The 16573-nt window shown below is 60.1% G+C and carries 15 protein-coding genes and 2 tRNA genes; 5 read left to right on the forward strand and 12 right to left on the reverse strand.

Going from position 1 to position 16573, the window contains the following annotated elements; genetic code table 11:
- Nucleotides 1-52 precede the first annotated feature (52 nt).
- Together IGS58_RS16560 and IGS58_RS16565 are read left to right on the forward strand one after the other, a co-directional pair.
- Complete coding sequence (locus tag IGS58_RS16560) at nt 53-604, forward strand: GbsR/MarR family transcriptional regulator (protein WP_170909696.1); 552 nt, start codon at nt 53-55, stop codon at nt 602-604.
- A 306-nt stretch (nt 605-910) separates the two neighbouring features.
- A complete protein-coding gene (locus IGS58_RS16565) occupies nt 911-1477 on the forward strand; it encodes a PEP-CTERM sorting domain-containing protein (protein WP_230522076.1) in 567 nt (188 codons plus the stop codon).
- 423 nt (nt 1478-1900) lie between these two features.
- On the opposite strand, the gene IGS58_RS16570 is transcribed toward IGS58_RS16565, so the two are convergent.
- The 6 genes from IGS58_RS16570 to IGS58_RS16595 all read right to left on the reverse strand — a co-directional run bounded on the left by IGS58_RS16570 (nt 1901) and on the right by IGS58_RS16595 (nt 7325).
- Nucleotides 1901-1975 (reverse strand) — tRNA-Arg (locus tag IGS58_RS16570).
- Nucleotides 1976-2069: 94 nt separating this feature from the next.
- Nucleotides 2070-2146: transfer RNA gene (locus IGS58_RS16575), tRNA-Pro, on the reverse strand.
- An 82-nt stretch (nt 2147-2228) separates the two neighbouring features.
- Nucleotides 2229-3566, reverse strand: a complete 1338-nt coding sequence (gene glmM, locus IGS58_RS16580; protein WP_070259002.1) for a phosphoglucosamine mutase — start codon at nt 3564-3566, stop codon at nt 2229-2231.
- A 40-nt stretch (nt 3567-3606) separates the two neighbouring features.
- Nucleotides 3607-4440 (reverse strand): dihydropteroate synthase, encoded by an 834-nt coding sequence (gene folP / locus IGS58_RS16585; protein WP_230522077.1) that lies wholly within the window; start codon nt 4438-4440, stop codon nt 3607-3609.
- Between the two features lie 115 nt (nt 4441-4555).
- Nucleotides 4556-6439, reverse strand: a complete 1884-nt coding sequence (gene ftsH / locus IGS58_RS16590; RefSeq protein WP_034786027.1) for an ATP-dependent zinc metalloprotease FtsH — start codon at nt 6437-6439, stop codon at nt 4556-4558.
- Nucleotides 6440-6641: 202 nt separating this feature from the next.
- The gene (locus IGS58_RS16595) at nt 6642-7325 is read right to left on the reverse strand and encodes an RlmE family RNA methyltransferase (protein WP_034757436.1); all 684 of its coding nucleotides are present in this window, start codon (nt 7323-7325) and stop codon (nt 6642-6644) included.
- A 42-nt stretch (nt 7326-7367) separates the two neighbouring features.
- Here IGS58_RS16595 and IGS58_RS16600 point away from each other — a divergent pair, with 42 nt between their 5' ends.
- Nucleotides 7368-7838, forward strand: a complete 471-nt coding sequence (locus tag IGS58_RS16600) for a YhbY family RNA-binding protein (RefSeq protein WP_010397237.1) — start codon at nt 7368-7370, stop codon at nt 7836-7838.
- Between the two features lie 211 nt (nt 7839-8049).
- Here the strand turns inward: IGS58_RS16600 and IGS58_RS16605 are convergent, their stop codons facing one another.
- The 6 genes from IGS58_RS16605 to IGS58_RS16630 all read right to left on the reverse strand — a co-directional run bounded on the left by IGS58_RS16605 (nt 8050) and on the right by IGS58_RS16630 (nt 15208).
- Complete coding sequence (locus IGS58_RS16605) at nt 8050-8493, reverse strand: DUF4149 domain-containing protein (RefSeq protein ID WP_230522078.1); 444 nt, start codon at nt 8491-8493, stop codon at nt 8050-8052.
- On the reverse strand, nt 8493-8969 hold the full coding sequence (gene greA, locus IGS58_RS16610; RefSeq protein WP_034757428.1) for a transcription elongation factor GreA: 477 nt from the start codon (nt 8967-8969) through the stop codon (nt 8493-8495). Before greA ends, IGS58_RS16605 begins: the two co-directional genes overlap by 1 nt.
- Nucleotides 8970-9132: 163 nt before the next feature.
- A complete protein-coding gene (gene carB / locus IGS58_RS16615; RefSeq protein ID WP_034786033.1) occupies nt 9133-12363 on the reverse strand; it encodes a carbamoyl-phosphate synthase large subunit in 3231 nt (1076 codons plus the stop codon).
- Complete coding sequence (gene carA / locus IGS58_RS16620) at nt 12356-13534, reverse strand: glutamine-hydrolyzing carbamoyl-phosphate synthase small subunit (protein ID WP_092610630.1); 1179 nt, start codon at nt 13532-13534, stop codon at nt 12356-12358. Before carA ends, carB begins: the two co-directional genes overlap by 8 nt.
- A 295-nt stretch (nt 13535-13829) precedes the next feature.
- Nucleotides 13830-14237: a GlcG/HbpS family heme-binding protein gene (locus tag IGS58_RS16625; protein WP_034786036.1), complete on the reverse strand. Its 408-nt coding sequence runs from the start codon at nt 14235-14237 to the stop codon at nt 13830-13832.
- Between the two features lie 59 nt (nt 14238-14296).
- The gene (locus tag IGS58_RS16630) at nt 14297-15208 is read right to left on the reverse strand and encodes a patatin-like phospholipase family protein (protein WP_230522079.1); all 912 of its coding nucleotides are present in this window, start codon (nt 15206-15208) and stop codon (nt 14297-14299) included.
- Nucleotides 15209-15387: 179 nt separating this feature from the next.
- Between IGS58_RS16630 and IGS58_RS16635 the strand changes: the two genes are divergently transcribed.
- Nucleotides 15388-16047 (forward strand): hypothetical protein, encoded by a 660-nt coding sequence (locus tag IGS58_RS16635; RefSeq protein WP_230522080.1) that lies wholly within the window; start codon nt 15388-15390, stop codon nt 16045-16047.
- The gene (locus tag IGS58_RS16640) at nt 16044-16331 is read left to right on the forward strand and encodes a barstar family protein (protein ID WP_230522081.1); all 288 of its coding nucleotides are present in this window, start codon (nt 16044-16046) and stop codon (nt 16329-16331) included. Before IGS58_RS16635 ends, IGS58_RS16640 begins: the two co-directional genes overlap by 4 nt.
- Nucleotides 16332-16573 lie beyond the last annotated feature (242 nt).

The following is a 16573-nucleotide window of genomic DNA, read 5'->3' on the forward strand; positions in this document are numbered from 1 at the left end:
GCGGGTGTGGCGTGAAAAAATTCAGATAATTATGAAAACTCAACATATCCAAATGACGCCGCTGATCCTGACCTTCGTCAGCCATTTCGGCGAGATGGGCAGCCGCTGGGGCTTTAACCGGACAGTGGGGCAAGTGTACGCCTTGTTGTTTGTCGCGGAGCATCCTTTACACGCGGATGAAATCGCGGAACACCTGAGTTTTTCACGCTCGAACGTGAGCATCGGCCTCAAGGAATTGCAGGGCTGGGGCTTGATACGCCAGTCGCGCATTCCCGGTGATCGGCGCGAGTATTTTTCCTCGCTGGGCGATGTGTGGCAAATCTTCCGCGTGGTGGCCGCCGAGCGCCGCCGCCGCGAAGTGGCGCCCACCCTGACGGTGCTGCGCGAATCGCTGCTGGCGCCGGCCACGGAACCCGTGGACCAGTATGCGCAGGAGCGCATGCGCGAAATGTATGAATTGGTCGACCTGGCCAACACCTGGTTCGACGACTTGCAGCGCCTGTCGCCCGAATCGATGGCGCAGCTGATGAAAATGGGCGCCAAGGTGCAAAAACTGCTCAACGCCAAGGATCGCCTGTTTGGCGTCAGCAACAACAGCGACTGACGCCCCCTCCCTTCCCCAAGGCAAGACGCCGCCAGCACAAACTGGCGCCTATGTCACGCCATTTCCCAACCTCATGTTGGCTATCGCTGGCACAGCCAAACATAGCCATATACGATGTTGTCAAGCCAGCCAATAGAATTATTAAAATTGTATTAATTTATATCAAGAGTAAGCTTTCATATGCGTATTCACTACGCGCAGGAAATAGGTAAAAGCAGCTAAAACGGGCAATGGGATGACTTCCCCGGCATGCAGGGACGCGTCCCGACACTATGAAGCGACTGTCTCAAGCACAAGGGGATTTTCATGAAAAGCATAAAGAGCATTGCCATCAAGGCATCCATGCTGGCAGCAATGACTGTACTGGCAAGTGCGGCGCAAGCGGCCACCTGGGTGGATGTGGGTCCGGCCAGCGGTTTCGTCATCGCCGGCAGCACCGTCACCTATTCACCATCGCCGGCACTGCAGGTGAAATATTATGACGATAACCTGGTACCACAGAGTCCCTCGGACATCCAGGGTTATATCAATGGCGTGTTCGGCACCAGCCTGGGCGCCGCCGTCTCGTATTGCGACAACGCCACCTCGGGCTGCACTGCCGGCACCACGGCAGGCTTGAGTGGCGGTGTCAATTCCTATACGAGCGCGGCCGCCTATGACTACCTGGCCATCCACTTCGGCCAGGGCGAACTGGTGTTCCACTGGGCCGCTCCCGTGGCTGCCGGCACCACCTTCACGGTGGAGGGCCTGCCCAAGGATCTGAGCAACTACAGGGCCTTCATTTCCGCCGTGCCGGAACCTGAAACCTATGCCATGCTGCTCGCCGGCCTGGGCCTGCTGGGCTTCCTGGCACGCCGCCGCCAAGGAAAGTAAGCCGCATGAACGGCAGCGGCGCACCAGCGCCCGCTGCCGCCCGCCACACGCGCGGCCTGTTTACGCCGCACTTGCGGCGCCAGGCCCACTGTTTACACTATTTTTAGACTCCCCTCGCTATGCTTGGCGGCATCCACTGCCGACCGACGAGGGAGTCCCCATGCATGAACAACCGTTTCAGCCACGCGCACGCAAGGTGCTCCGCCAGCACCTGCCCGTGCGGGAACGACTGCGCCTGGCCCGACTGGCCAACAGAAAAATCATTTCGGCATGCTCGGCGCTGCTGTGCGCAGCGCCACTGCTGTATTTGCTGAGCGTGGTACTGTTTGCGCAGCCGTGAGCAGCTGCGCGAAAACCGAATGGAGGGAAAGAGGAGCTGCGTTGCGGCAGTTTGCCGCCGCATGATCGTGGCCAGTATGAAACTGGTCCGCCCAGAGGGAATCGAACCCCCATTCACGGTTTAGAAGACCGTTGTCCTATCCGTTGAACGATGGGCGGAGAGGTGCAGTATTTTAATCCATGCGCGCCAGCAATGAAATGCCAGCGCGGAATAGAAAACGGGCTGTCATTTCTGACAGCCCGCTTATGACTTTGGTCGGAGTACAAGGATTCGAACCTTGGACCCCCTGGTCCCAAACCAGGTGCGCTACCGGGCTGCGCCACACTCCGAAGACAAGATAATAACGCCCCTACCCAATTTCGTCAATTGCCATAGACGAATTAGATGGAAATAACTATCGGTTCCTGCCTGTCACGCGGTCACTTTATCGGCGATGCGGCGGGCCATCGACTCGGCCTTCTCCTTGTCTTTCGCTTCCACCATTACGCGGATCAGCGGTTCCGTGCCCGAAGCGCGGATCAGCACGCGGCCCGTGTCGCCCAGCTCTGCCTCGACCAGTTCCTTCTCGGCCACCATGGCGGCATTTTTCTGCCAGTCGAAACCGGGCGCCACGCGCAGGTTGATCAGGGTTTGCGGGAACAACACCAGCTCGGCCAGGCATTGCTGCAGGCTCTGGCCGCTGCGCTTGAGCGCGGACAATACTTGCAGCGCGGAGACGATGCCGTCGCCCGTCGTGTGCTTGTCCAGGCACAGCAAATGGCCGGAACCTTCGCCGCCCAGGATCCAGCCTTTTTCCTTCATGACTTCCAGCACGTAGCGGTCGCCCACCTTGGCGCGCGCAAAGCCGATGCCCTGCTGCTTGAACAGCACTTCCAGCGCCATATTCGTCATCAAGGTGCCGACGGCACCGGCCACGGAGCCTGTCGCCAGGCGGTCCTTGACCATGACGTACAACAACTCATCGCCGTTATACAGACGCCCGGTGGCGTCGCACATGATCAGGCGGTCGGCGTCGCCATCAAGGGCGATACCGAGGTCCGCGCCATGCTCGACGACGGCTTCGGCCATGGCCTTGGTTGCCGTGGCGCCGAAGCCCGCATTGATGTTGAAGCCGTCGGGCTTGTTGCCGATGGCGATGACTTCCGCGCCCAGTTCATGGAAGACGTGCGGCGCGATATGGTAGGCGGCGCCGTGCGCGCAATCAACGACGATCTTCAGGCCGCGCAAGTCCAGCTCGTTCGGGAAGGTGCCCTTGCAAAATTCGATGTAGCGGCCCTGGGCGTCATCGAGGCGCTTGGCGCGGCCCAGCTTGTCCGACGGCACGCAAGCCATGGGTTCGTCGAGCGCCGCTTCGATTTCCAGTTCTACGCTGTCGGGCAGCTTGGTGCCCTGGCCGGAAAAGAACTTGATGCCATTGTCATGATACGGATTGTGCGAAGCGGAAATGACGACACCGGCCGACAGGCGCAGGGCCCGCGTCAAATAGGCGATTGCCGGCGTCGGCATGGGGCCGGCCAGCATCACATCCACGCCGGCGGCCGACAGGCCCGCCTCCAGCGCCGCTTCCAGCATGTAACCGGAAATGCGCGTGTCCTTGCCGATCAGCACCGTCGGACGGGTCTTGCCGCCTTGCGACTTGGCCAGCACCTTGCCGGCAGCATAGCCGAGGCGCATGACGAAATCGGGGGTAATCGGCGCCGTGCCCACCAGGCCACGAATGCCATCGGTACCAAAATATTTACGCGTCATAGTATTTCTCTTTTTGTTGTTTATAATGAATCTTACAGGCTCAGTGCGCCATGCGCCAGACCTTCAGTGCATCGACGGTTTCAGCTACATCATGCACACGGATAATTTCCGCACCTTGTGCTACCGCAGCAAGCGCGCCGGCAACACTGCCGGCCAGACGCTGCTCGACGGGGCGTCCCGTGACGGCGCCGATCATCGACTTGCGCGACAGGCCTGCCAGCACGGGCAGGTCCAGTTCGCTGCGCAGCTGGCGCGTGGCGCGCAGCAAGGCATAGTTCTGCTCCACCGTCTTGCCGAAGCCAAAGCCGGGATCGACGCACAGGCGTTCGCGGTCGATGCCGGCCGCCGTCATCGTGTCGATGCGTTCGCGCAGGAAGTCGATGACTTCGCGCACCACATCTTCGTATTGAGGCTGGTCCTGCATGGTTTGCGGCACGCTTTGCATGTGCATGATGCACAGTGCGCAATCGCTGTCCCGCACGGCGTCGATGGCGCCGGCCGCGCGGAAACCGTTGATGTCGTTGATCATGTCGGCGCCCGCCAGGATGGCTTCGCGCATCACTTCCGGTTTGTACGTATCGACGGACATGGGCTTGCCGCAGTCGCGCAAGGCGTACAGCACCGGCATGACGCGCTGCAACTCATCCTGCAGCGGCAGCGGCGGCGCGCCGGGACGGCTCGATTCGCCGCCGATGTCGATGATGTCGACACCGTCGAGTATCATCTGCTCGGCGCGCGAAATGGCAAACTCCAGGTGTTGATACTGGCCCGCATCGGAAAACGAGTCGGGCGTGATGTTCAGGATGCCCATCACCAGCGCTTGCGTGCCCTGCAGGTTGAAGCCGAAACGGCCGAATTGCAAATAGTGTCGCATGTAAATCTTTGTAGTCGTCAGGAAAAAACTGCTGCGGCAACGAAAAAGGGCAAGGATTGCTCCTTACCCTCGTTCTTGCCATACCCTTGCGTGCCGCCCGTCAGGGCGGCCCTAATCAGGCTGGTGCCGTCACGTTTGGCGAGATGCCGCCCGTGCCGCTGTCACCGCCCGCATTGCGGCGTGGCGGGATGACTTTCGGTGGACGCGGCTCCAGGCCGGCCATGATGTCGTTGATTTGCTCTGCATCAATGGTTTCCCATTCCAGCAAGGCTTTGGTCATCATTTCGACCTTGTCGCGGTTGCTTTCCAGCAAGGTGCGCGCCAAAGCATATTGCTTGTCGAGAATGTTGCGGATTTCAGCATCGACCTTTTGCTGGGTCGCTTCCGAGATCGTCTTGGTGGCGCCACCAAAGAAACCTTCGTTTTCGCTGTCTTCGTAGACCATCACGCCCATGCTGTCGGACATGCCGAAGCGGGTCACCATGGAACGGGCCAGCTTGGTGGCACGCGAGAAGTCGTTCGACGCACCGGTGGACATTTGTCCCACGAAAATCTCTTCGGCGATACGGCCGCCGAACAGGATGGAAATTTCTTCCAGCATCTTGTCCTTGTAGGCGGACAAGTTGTCGTGTTCCGGCAGCTGCCAGGTCAGGCCCAGGGCCCAGCCGCGCGGCATGATCGTGACTTTATGCACGGGATCAGCCTTCGGCAGCAACTTGGCAACGACGGCATGACCGGACTCATGGTAAGCCGTATTGCGACGCTCTTCCTCGCGGATGATCATCGATTTGCGCTCAGGGCCCATGTAGATCTTGTCTTTCGCGTCTTCGAAGTCAGCCATTTCCACCAGGCGCTTGCTGCGGCGTGCGGCGAACAGGGCTGCCTCGTTGACCAGGTTGGCCAGGTCCGCGCCCGAGAAACCAGGGGTGCCGCGGGCCAGGATATCGGCTTTCACGTCGGTACCGATAGGTACTTTGCGCATGTGCACGTTCAATATCTGCTCGCGGCCGCGAATATCGGGCAAGCCGACGGAGACCTGGCGGTCGAAACGGCCTGGACGCAGCAGAGCTTTGTCGAGCACGTCGGCGCGGTTGGTGGCGGCCACGACGATCACGCCGGAGTTCGCTTCAAAACCGTCCATCTCGACCAGCAACTGGTTCAAGGTCTGTTCGCGCTCGTCATTGCCGCCGCCCATGCCGGCGCCGCGGTGACGGCCGACAGCGTCGATCTCGTCGATGAAGATGATGCACGGCGAGTGTTTCTTGGCGTTTTCAAACATGTCGCGTACGCGGCTGGCGCCCACGCCGACGAACATTTCCACGAAGTCGGAACCGGAAATCGAGAAGAACGGCACCTTGGCTTCGCCGGCGATGGCGCGCGCCAGCAGGGTTTTACCCGTGCCCGGAGGACCGACCATCAGCACGCCGCGGGGAATGCGGCCGCCCAGTTTCTGGAATTTGCTCGGATCCTTGAGGAAGTCGACCACTTCGTTGACTTCTTCTTTCGCTTCGTCGCAACCGGCGACATCGGCGAAGGTGACGGTGTTGCTGGCTTCATCCATCATGCGCGCCTTCGACTTGCCGAACGAGAATGCCCCGCCCTTGCCGCCGCCTTGCATCTGACGCATGAAGAAGACCCAGACGCCGATCAACAGCAGCATGGGGAACCAGGAAACAAAAATAGTTTGCAGGAAAGACGCTTCCTCGGGCGGACGCACATCGAAATGCACGCCATTGTCGCGCAGGTCGCCGATCAGGCCCTTGTCGAGGCTGGTGGCGGTGGTACGCACCTTGGTGTCGTCCATCAGCTTGGCGGTGATCGACGAACCTTCGATCACGACATCCTTGACGCGCTTGGCTTTGACTTCATCCAGCAAATCGGAATAAGCGATGGCCTTGCTGCCGCCTGTGGCGCCATGACTGTCGAATTGCTTGAACAGCATGAACAACAGCAGCAATACGACTACCCAGATGGCAGATTTGGAAAACATGTTATTCACGAAGACTCCTTGGATGCAGTGCGCATCTCTTTACCTATAGCTAGAAACACGATTTTACTCGCAATAAGCGGGCCGTGCCAAAGCCCGCCGATCCGTGCGCGCGAAAAAATCGCGTTCACGCAAAAAAATGCAGTATAAACAATTTAGGCTTTTATGCCATCAGACGCTACTGCACTTCTCGTTCCCATGTGCGGATTCCCGCTTAAATATCAAGGGCGGAATCATCTTCTTCCACGGCATTTTTCAGCGGATTCTTGATTCCACGGCCCATCAGGAAGATTTCCGACGATTTATCGCGGCTGGCCTTGGGCTTTTTCTGCACCACAACCTTGAATTCAGCGCGGAATTTCTCCACGATCTGGCTGAAACCCATGTCTTTAAAGCATTTCACCAGCAGCACGCCAGACGGCTTCAGGTGCAATTGCGAAAATTCGATGGCCAGGTCGATCAAGTGCTCCATGCGCGCGGCATCCGCCGTGGCGATGCCCGACAGGTTGGGCGCCATGTCCGACAGGACCAGGTCGACCTTGCGGCCCTGCAACACCACTTCCAGCTGGCGCAGCACGCGCGCTTCGCGGAAGTCGCCCTGGATGAAGTGGAAATCGGCGATCGGCTCCATTTCCAGCATGTCCAGGCCAATCAGGGTACCATTGACCCCGCCGCCGTCCTTGCCGGCCAGCTTGCGCCGCGTGTACTGGGCCCAGCTGCCGGGAGTGCAACCAAGGTCGACAATCACCTGGCCAGGTTTGATCAGTTTCTCGTCTTCATCGATTTCTTTGAGCTTGTATGCTGCCCGGGCGCGGTAGCCCTCTTTTTGCGCCAACTTCACATAAGGATCATTTATGTGGTCGTGCAACCAGTTTTTGTTTAATTTCTTCTTTGCCATTCGCGTAGAATACTGCTTTTAAGGGAATTACTAAATATTATTATGCTAAAACTTACACCCGTAGAGCGCAGCGCACTGCGCGCCGAAGCACACGCGCTGAAGCCTATCGTCATTATTGGCGAAGCGGGCTTGACACCTGCTGTCCTCAAAGAGATCGACCTTGGCCTGGATTCGCACGGCCTGATTAAAGTCCGCGTGTTCGGCGACGACCGCGAAGCGCGCGTCGGAATGTACGATACGATTTGCGGCAATCTCGGCGCCGCCCCGGTACAACATATTGGCAAACTGCTGGTAATCTACCGTCCGAAAAAAGAAGTGGTTAAGGAGAAGGTCAGCGCCGGCAAAGGCATGCGCGAAGTGACCATCGTCAAGGCCAGCGCCAGCGGCACCAAGCGCCCGAGCGTGACGAAAGTCATGATCAAGGGCAATGAGCGCGTTACCGAAGGCGGTTCCATCAAGCGTGCCAAGCCACGTCAGAAAAGCGCCAAGAAAAGCGCACTGGGCAGCAAGTAAGCCTGTTCACCCGGCAACCGCAAGGCGGCCGGGCTTGAAACAAGAAGCGGAGCACGGGATATTCCCTGCTCCGCTTTTTTATTGCTATTACGATATTCACACGCCGGCGATTGTCGGATTACGCGTGGCCTGCGGCCTCGCTAATCCGACCTACGTATGTCATGTAGGTCGGATTAGCGCGCAGCGCATAATCCGACAACACCCGAGGCGATTACTGCTGCTTCCAGATCAGCACGCCCGCCAGCAAGCTCTGCGCGGCAAAGATCACGGTCGACACGCCATGCAGCATGCCGAAGCGGCTGCGCATGGCCTCGTCCATGATACCCGACGGCGCCTGCGCCTTGAGTTCGGCCATCAGGGGCGAAATGCCGAAATGGCTGAGCAATGCGCACACCAGCATCGACAGCACCAGCGCTGCCAAGAGGCGCCGGCGCTTGAGTTCCAGCGCGCCGGGAGCCCATTGCAGCAAGGCCAGCAGCACCAGCGCACAGGCGATCGACAGCCAGGCTTCGGCGCGGAACATGCTGCCGGCAATATTGCCTGCCAGTACACGATCGCTCAGGGTGCCAAACAGGGTCGGCGCCACGATGAAGCCGATGGTCCACAGGCTGCCGGCCCACAGGGTGGCAACGAGGATGCGCACGCGGCCCAGCATCAGATGTACAGTACTTCCAGGATTTCGTATTCGCGCGGGCCGGACGGCGCCTGCACTTCCACCACGTCGCCGGCGTACTTGCCGATCAGCGCGCGGGCGATCGGGGACGTCACGGAAACCTTGTTCATTTTCAGGTCGGCTTCATCGAGGCCGACGATCTGGTACGTGACTTTCTGGCCCGATTCCAGGTCTTCCAGGTTCACGGTCGAGGCAAACACCACGCGGCCTTCCGCGTCGAGCGCGGTCGGGTCGATGATTTGCGCTGCACCCAGCTTGCCTTCGAGTTCGGCGATGCGGCCTTCGACGAAGGCCTGGCGTTCCTTGGCGGCATCGTACTCGGCGTTTTCCGACAGGTCGCCGTGCGAACGCGCTTCGGCGATCGCATCGATGACGATGCGGCGTTCCTTGGTCTTCAAATGATGCAGCTCTTCCTTCAAGAGTTCTGCGCCGTATTTGGTCAATGGGACTGAGGTCATGTTATCTCTACTATCTGCTAGTTATCGGCGCCGTTGTCCGTGTTTTGCCACGGTTAACGGACTTACCAAGTGAAAACCACAGAGGCCGCGCGCTGCTCTGCACGGAACTCTGTGGTTGATAAGCATGCAGTGTACCGCCTAACGGCGGCCACTGCAAACGCACTTAGTTCAAGGTCTTGTGCAGACCTTGCAAATCGTACACACGCAGCTCATCCAGGTGGCGGATGCCTTCGACGGCCGCTTCCGCGCCCGCGATGGTGGTGTAGGTCGTCACGCGCGATGCCAGGGCCGAGGTGCGGATGGCCCGCGAATCGACGATGGCACTGCGCTTTTCTTCCACGGTGTTGATCACCAGCACGATTTCATGGTTCTTGATCATGTCGACCACGTGCGGACGGCCTTCGATCACCTTGTTCACTGGCGTGACGGCGATGCCGGCAGCAGCGATCACGGCGGCCGTGCCCTTGGTGGCGACCACGGTGAAGCCGGACTCGACCAGGTCACGCGCCACTTGCACGGCGCGCGGCTTGTCCGACGCTTTCACGCTGATGAAGACCTTGCCCGATTTTGGCAGGTTCACGCCGGCGCCCAGTTGCGATTTCACAAACGCTTCGCCGAACGTCAGGCCCACGCCCATGACTTCGCCCGTCGATTTCATTTCAGGGCCCAGGATGGTGTCCACGCCAGGGAACTTGACGAACGGGAACACGGCTTCCTTGACGCTGAAGTACGGCGGCACGACTTCCTGCGTGATGCCTTGCGATGCCAGCGACTGGCCAACCATGCAGCGCGCGGCGATCTTCGCCAGTTGCAAACCCGTGGCTTTCGAGACGAAAGGCACGGTGCGCGACGCGCGTGGATTGACTTCCAGCACGAAGACGACGTCTTTCATTTCGCCGTCGATCTCTTGCTTCTGGATCGCGAACTGCACGTTCATCAGGCCGACCACGTTCAAGCCCTTGGCCATCAGCGCCGTCTGGCGTTTCAGTTCTTCAATGGTTTCCGGTGCCAGCGAGTATGGCGGCAGCGAGCAAGCCGAGTCGCCCGAGTGGACGCCTGCCTGTTCGATGTGTTCCATCACGCCGCCGATGAACGTCGTTTCGCCGTCGGAGATGCAATCGACGTCGCACTCGATGGCGTCGTTCAGGAAGCGGTCCAGCAGCACCGGCGAATCGTGCGAGACCTTGACGGCTTCGCGCATGTAGCGCTCGAGGTCGCGTTGCTCGTGGACGATTTCCATGGCGCGGCCACCCAGCACGTACGAAGGACGCACGACCAGCGGGTAGCCGATTTCCTGCGCCAGCGCCAGGGCGTCGGCTTCCGTGCGCGCGGTGCGGTTAGGCGGCTGGCGCAGTTCCAGCTTGTGCAGCATTTGCTGGAAACGCTCGCGGTCTTCGGCCGCATCGATCATGTCGGGCGAGGTGCCGATGATCGGTACGCCATTCGCTTCCAGGTCCAGCGCCAGTTTCAATGGCGTCTGGCCGCCGTACTGCACGATCACGCCTACCGGTTTTTCGATGGCGACGATTTCCAGCACGTCTTCCAGCGTCAAGGATTCGAAATACAGGCGGTCCGAGGTATCGTAGTCGGTCGAAACGGTTTCTGGGTTGCAATTGACCATGATGGTTTCGTAGCCGTCTTCGCGCATGGCGAGGGCAGCGTGGACGCAGCAATAGTCAAACTCGATACCCTGGCCGATACGGTTCGGGCCACCGCCCAGCACCATGATCTTTTTCTTGTCGGTCGGGTTCGATTCGCACTCTTCGTCGTACGTGGAATACATGTACGCCGTGTCGGTCGAAAATTCCGCTGCGCAGGTATCGACGCGCTTGTAGACGGGACGGATGTTGAGCGCATGGCGCTGCTGGCGCACGGCCGTGTCGGTCGTCTGCAGCAAAAAGCCCAGGCGGCGGTCCGAGAAGCCCTTCTGTTTCAACTTGTACAGGGTGTTCTTGTCCAGGTTTTCCAGCTTCTGCGTGTCCAGCCACAGTTCCAGGTCGACGATTTCCTTGATCTGGATCAGGAACCACGGGTCGATCTTGGTGAGTTGGTGCACTTCTTCCAGGGTGAAACCCTGGGCAAACGCGTCGCCCACGTACCAGATGCGCTCAGGACCAGGCTCGCCCAGTTCTTCTTCGATCTTTTCGCGGTCCTTGGTCTTTTCATTCATGCCGTCCACGCCCACTTCCAGGCCGCGCAAGGCTTTCTGGAACGATTCCTGGAAGGTACGGCCGATGGCCATCACTTCGCCGACGGATTTCATCTGCGTCGTCAGGTGGTGGTCGGCGGTCGGGAATTTCTCGAACGTGAAACGGGGGATCTTCGTGACGACATAATCGATCGACGGTTCGAACGAGGCCGGCGTGGCGCCGCCCGTGATTTCATTGCGCAGCTCGTCCAGGGTGAAACCGACGGCCAGCTTGGCGGCGATCTTGGCGATCGGGAAACCCGTCGCTTTCGATGCCAGGGCCGACGAACGCGATACGCGCGGGTTCATCTCGATGACGATCATGCGGCCATCGACGGGGTTGATCGAAAATTGCACGTTCGAGCCGCCGGTGTCGACGCCGATCTCGCGCAGCACTGCCAGGGAGGCATTGCGCATGATCTGGTATTCCTTGTCCGTCAGCGTTTGCGCAGGCGCCACCGTGATGGAGTCGCCCGTGTGCACGCCCATCGGGTCCAGGTTTTCGATCGAGCAGATGATGATGCAGTTGTCCGCCTTGTCGCGCACCACTTCCATCTCGTACTCTTTCCAGCCCAGCAACGATTCTTCGATCAGCAGCTCTTTCGTCGGCGATGCTTCCAGGCCGCGCTTGCAGATGGTTTCGAATTCTTCTTCGTTGTAGGCGATGCCGCCGCCGGAACCGCCCATGGTGAACGATGGACGGATGATGGTCGGGAAGCCCAGCGTGCGCTGCACGGCCCACGATTCTTCCATCGAGTGCGCCACGCCGGAACGGGCCGAACCGAGGCCGATCTTGGTCATCGCGTCCTTGAACTTGGAACGGTCTTCCGCCTTGTCGATGGCTTCCGGCGATGCGCCGATCAGTTCGACGTTGTATTTTGCCAGCACGCCATTGTTGAACAGGTCCAGCGCGCAGTTCAGCGCCGTCTGGCCGCCCATCGTCGGCAGGATCGCGTCAGGACGCTCCTTGGCGATGATGCGTTCAACGACCGACCAGGTGATCGGTTCGATATAGGTCACGTCGGCCATTTCCGGATCCGTCATGATGGTCGCAGGATTGCTGTTGACCAGGATGACTTTGTAGCCCTCTTCGCGCAGGGCCTTGCACGCTTGCGCGCCGGAATAATCGAATTCGCAGGCCTGGCCGATCACGATCGGGCCAGCGCCAATAATCAGAATACTTTTGATATCTAAACGTTTAGGCATTTTTCTTTTTCTCCTCCGCAGCCATCAGGTTGATGAAGCGGTCAAACAGGTAAGCAACATCCATCGGGCCCGGCGACGCTTCAGGGTGGCCCTGGAAGCAGAAGGCCGGCTTGTCCGTGCGGGCAAAGCCCTGCAGGGAACCGTCGAACAGCGATTCATGGGTCACGCGGCAATTCGCGGGCAAGGTTGCCGCGTCGACTGCGAAACCGTGGTTTTGCGAGGTAATCAAGACCTGTTTCGTTTCCAGGTCTTGCACCGGGTGGTTGGCGCCGTGGTGGCCGAACTTCATCTTCAGCGTCTTCGCGCCGGAAGCGATCGCCATGATCTGGTGACCGAGGCAGATGCCGAAGGTCGGGATACCCTTTTCGATCAGTTCCTTGGTTGCCGCGATGGCGTAGTCGCACGGCTCCGGATCGCCGGGACCGTTCGACAGGAAGATGCCGTCCGGATTCAGCGCCAGGGCGTCGGCGGCCGTCGCTTGCGCCGGCAATACGGTGACTTTGCAGCCGCGTGCCGTCAGCATGCGCAGGATGTTGCGCTTGACGCCGTAGTCGAAGGCGACCACGTGGTATTTCGCGTCCGCGTCGGCCAGCTGGCCATAGCCTTCGCCCAGCGTCCATTCCGTTTCGCGGTACTCGTAGGCGTCCTTGCTCGACACCACCTTGGCCAGGTCCATGCCGGCCAGGCCGGGGAAGGAGCGGGCCAGTTCCAGCGCTTGCGCGGCGGATGGCTCATTGCCTTGCGTGCCGACGAGGATGGCGCCGCCCTGCGCACCTTTTTCACGCAGGATGCGCGTGAGCTTGCGTGTATCGATGCCGGCGATGGCGACGATATTTTCAGCTTTGAGGTAGTCGGACAGGGAAAGGGTGGAACGGAAATTGGATGCCAGCAAAGGCAGATCGCGGATGATGAGGCCAGCGGCGTGTACCTTGGAAGATTCGACGTCTTCCGGATTGACGCCCGTATTGCCAATATGCGGATAGGTCAGGGTGACCATCTGGCGGCAATAGCTTGGGTCGGTAAGGATTTCCTGATACCCGGTCATGGAGGTATTGAAAACAACCTCGCCCGTGGTATGACCGGCGGCACCGATCGAAAAACCTTTAAAGATCGTTCCATCAGCAAGCGCTAATATGGCTGGAACGGCAGGGCCAGAAAAAAATGGCGGCAAGGGCAACTCCTGATAAAGTTACCGTAGCTGCGCCACGTCAGACCGACCGCCTAGTTACCCGAGCCAGATGCACTCAGGGTGTTTCAACGGTCATTTTGAATGAGGGGATGGGTAGTCGCTACGGTATATGTGTGATTGGCTAAACCTTTGAATTATAACCAAAAGGAAGCTTTTCCACAAGGAAGAAAATTCAGAATCGGCGGCATTTTTTTGCATGGCAACATAAAAACTGCGCCCCATGAAAAAAGCCGCCCGGCTTGCGCGGGGCGGCTGGTTCTGCAATTGCGGCTACTACTTAGGCCGTCAAAGCAGCGATGCCGGCTTTGGCGATTTGCGCGTCCTCGGCGGACTTGACGCCCGAGACGCCGACGGCGCCCACGTAATGACCGTCGAACACAATGGGCACGCCGCCTTCGAGCAAGCCGTCGATTTCCGGTGCGCTCAGGAACGACACGCGGCCGCCATTGATCATCTCTTCATAGATGCGCGATTCGCGGCGGCCCAGTGCGGCCGTCTTGGCTTTCGATGGGGCGATGTGCGACGAGATCGGCGCCACGCCATCCATGCGCTGCAGCCACAGCAGGTGGCCGCCGTCGTCGACGATGGCGATCGTGACCGCCCAGTTATTCTTGACCGCTTCCGCTTCGGCGGCGGCAGCGATTTTCTTTACGTCGTCCAGGGTCAAAATCGGTTTCGATTGCATGGTGCATCCTTGTTATGTTGAATCAAAATTGTATACGAAATGCGCGACGGCGCTACCCCCTACTGCTCGCGCTTGGCTTTCAGCTTTTGCTTGAGCTGCGCCATGACGGCAAAGGTCGCCTGCTCGCCCGCCAGGATCGCCTGATTGCGGCTGTTGAAATCGTTGCCCTTCATGGTGCCCAGGCTGGGCTGGATCACCACGTCCGCATCCTTGAGCTCGAACTGGTTGATGCGCTGGCCCATGATGGCGAAGGTCTGCATCAGCACTTCCATCGAGCTGATGGCCTTCTGGGTATCCGTTTGCGACGAGATATTCACGGCGATGATGAAATCGGCGCCCATGTCGCGCGCAAAGCGCACGGGTACGGGAGCGACGAGACCCCCATCGACATAGGTGTGGCCGGCAATCGTCACAGGCTGGAACACGCCGGGCACGGCCGACGAGGCGCGCACGGCCATGCCGGTGTTACCGCGCTGAAACAGGATCGGCTGGCCATTTTTCAAATCGGTCGCCACCACGCCGAAGGGAATCTTCAGCTTTTCCAGCGGCACGCCGCCCACGGCCTTGTTGACATAGCTTTGCAGCGCTTCGCCTTTCAGCACGCCGGAGGACTTGCCGAACAGGGGCAAGGCCCAGTCGGAAATGGCCGCCTCGTCCATGTCGAACGCCATCTTTTGCAGGGCAAAACCGGAATTGCCTGCCGCATACATGGCGCCCACCACACTGCCGGCGCTGGTGCCGGTGACGATGTCGGCGTTGATGCCCTGCGATTCGAGCGCCTTGATCACGCCGATATGCGCGAAACCGCGCGCCGCGCCACCGCCCAGCGCCAGGCCGATCTTGATCTTGCGCGGCGTGACGACGATGGGTTCGGGTGGCGTCAATACTTGAACGGGTTTCGGGGCGGTGGTATCGCAGCCGGCAAGCGCAAAGGCGGCCAGGGCAAGCAGGGTCAGGCGTTTAGGGAACATGGTGGAGAGGGGGAACCGCGCGCGGCAGTGGCAATAAAGGAGAGCCGATTGTAGCGCAAGCGGGGCCACCCGCACTGAAGGCCGTCTTAAATGTTTATGCTGACAATGTTCGTGCGCGCCGCCCCATCCAGCGGACCACTGCTAGACTGGCGCCTGGTTTTTACTTTCCTCCAATCAATATGTCAGAACACCAATTTGCCGACAGCCGCGCCCTGAGCGACCCATTTGCGCAACAGCTATCGCAGCAGCAGCCCGATGGCGCCCTCGCCTGGCTGACCGCCATCCTCTCCACGCAGGCGCCCGCGCTGCGCTCGTCGAACGCCACCTTGCTGGCTTACACGGGCAATCCGGCTGCCCTCGCCTGGATCGAGACCAATGTGGGCTCGCCCGTGGCGGGACAATGGGGCGTGGCGGCGGCGCTGCTGGGCACGCCGTGGCCACGCATCCTGGACTGGCTGCAGCGCGGCGGCGCGCACCGGCTGATGGCGCTCGATACCCTGCTCGCGTACCGCAAGCCGGCCGTCAACATGTCGCCGCTGGAACAGATCGCCGCCCCCGTGCTGCCGCAAGCGCCCGCGCGCGCCGACCTCGACGCCGCGCTGGCCGCCTGCCTGGCCGCCTCCGCGACGCCGCGCGTCCAGGCGGCCGTCAACTCGATCCAGCAGCATGCGGATGACATCCTGCGCGGCGGCCCACGCGGCGTAGCCGTGGCCGACTTGCCGCGCCTGTATCTCGACCCTGAGCCATTCAAGGACGCCCCCGCCATCCTGGAACGCCACGAAACGGTGGTCGGCGGCATGCGGGAAAACCTGCAGAACTTGCTCAAGGGAATACTGTGAGCAGGCAAGCCCTTGTCACGATCGACTTGAGCGATATCAACTCGCCGCGCCAGCTGCATGCGGCGCTGGCCGCCGCGCTGGGTTTTCCTTCCTTCTACGGCATGAACTGGGATGCGTTCTGGGACGCCGTCACGGGCCTGGTGGACATGCCGCAACAACTGGAGCTGCGCGGCTGGCCAGCCTTCGTCGCACGGCTGCCGCACGATGCGGCCCTCCTGCAGCGCATCCTGGCGCGCATGGCGCAGGAAATGCCGGACCTGGCCGCGCAAGTGCATTACGCTTGACACAACGTGACGCCAGGAAACGCTTGACAGCCCGCCCCAACCTCCCTTACATTAAGTGCATGTCCTCCTTCAAACATCCATCCCCTTCCCTGCTGTCGCTATCGCGACTACACCTAGCACGCGCATAAGTTTGCCGCATTGCTTCGCCTGGCCACACGCCGGCGTGTTTCAAAAACCCTGGAAGGTTTGATGATGTTTGCACCATCCCCATTCGTACACGTAGTTCCCCCTGCGACCGCCCC

It is taken from the genome of Janthinobacterium sp. EB271-G4-7A (genome assembly GCF_020858075.1).
Classification (GTDB): domain Bacteria; phylum Pseudomonadota; class Gammaproteobacteria; order Burkholderiales; family Burkholderiaceae_D; genus Janthinobacterium; species Janthinobacterium lividum.